A 1,130-nucleotide genomic window follows, 5' to 3' on the forward strand; every position below is an offset into this window, starting at 1 on the left:
CATCATGGCCGCGATGCCCCAGCCGGCCACGGTCAGGAACGGTCCGCCCAGGCCGAAAGGCTCCAGGGCCGCGCCGAACCCGCGCCTGTTCAGGCGGCCGTTGCCGCTCAAGCCGCCGCGTCCGAAGTCGCCTCGGTGACCGGCAAGGTCGTGAAGGCCGTCGAGCCGAAGACGACCGCCTCCACCACGGCCACCGCCGTCGCGGCCGCCGTGGCTGACGCCGCCGCCGAACCGGCCCATGGCCAGGTCGCCGCCCCGTCCCACGCCGCCACCACCGGCGAAGGTGGAGCCGAGGGCGGCTCGCAGGACCAGGCCAACGCCCAGGGCTCGGCCCTGAAGGACGCCGCGCCGACCGTCGCCGCCTCCGACACCGCCACCGCCCCGACCTTCGTGGCGCAAGGCACGACGGCGGCCCCGGCCCCGATCGTCGCCGCCCAACTGCCCAAGGCGGGACCGGAAACGGTCAGCCACCTGACGACCGAGATCGCCAGCAAGGCGGTGGTCGGCAAGACCAGCCGCTTCGACGTCGTGCTGCAGCCGGAAGGCCTGGGCCGGGTCGACGTGCGCATCGAGATCGCCAAGGACGGCAAGCTGACCGCCGCCCTGAACTTCGACAACCCGGCCGCCGCCGCCGAACTGCGCGGCAAGTCGGCCGAACTGCGCCAAGCCCTGGCGGCCGCCGGCTTCAACGTCGCCGACACCGCCCTGAGCTTCGACAGCTCGAGCCAGAACCAGAACGGCGGCCAGAACCAGAACGCCTTCTTCAACTTCCAGGACGGCGAGAACGGCCGTCAGGCTTTCCAAGGCCGCGCCTTCCGATCGGCGCTGGGCGAGGAAATCCCCACCCTGTCTCCGTCCGCCCTGCTGCCCGGCCTTCGTGTCGCGGACAACAGCGGCGTCGACGTCAGAATCTAGGAGAGACCGCCATGGTCACCGCCACCAGCAGCACCGGCAACGCCACTACCGACAAGATCAACAATTCGCGCGCCTCGCTCGCCAACAACGAGCAGACGTTCCTCAAGCTGCTGACCACCCAGCTGAAGAACCAGGACCCCCTGGCGCCCACCGACACCACCCAGATGACCAGCCAGATCACCCAGATGACCGGCGTCGAACAGCAGCTGGTCACC

General features: G+C 70.5%; 2 protein-coding genes. Both read left to right on the plus strand.

The window, feature by feature from the left end; all coding sequences use genetic code 11:
- The first annotated feature begins 135 nt into the window (after positions 1–135).
- Complete coding sequence (locus AC1DZ6_RS25615; RefSeq protein WP_477099896.1) at positions 136–915, plus strand: flagellar hook-length control protein FliK; 780 nt, start codon at positions 136–138, stop codon at positions 913–915.
- An 11-nt stretch (positions 916–926) separates the two neighbouring features.
- On the plus strand, positions 927–1,130 hold a 204-nt coding region (locus tag AC1DZ6_RS25620), incomplete at its 3' end, for a flagellar hook capping FlgD N-terminal domain-containing protein (RefSeq protein WP_477099897.1).

Source organism: Caulobacter sp. P1_B12_2, from assembly GCF_056406675.1.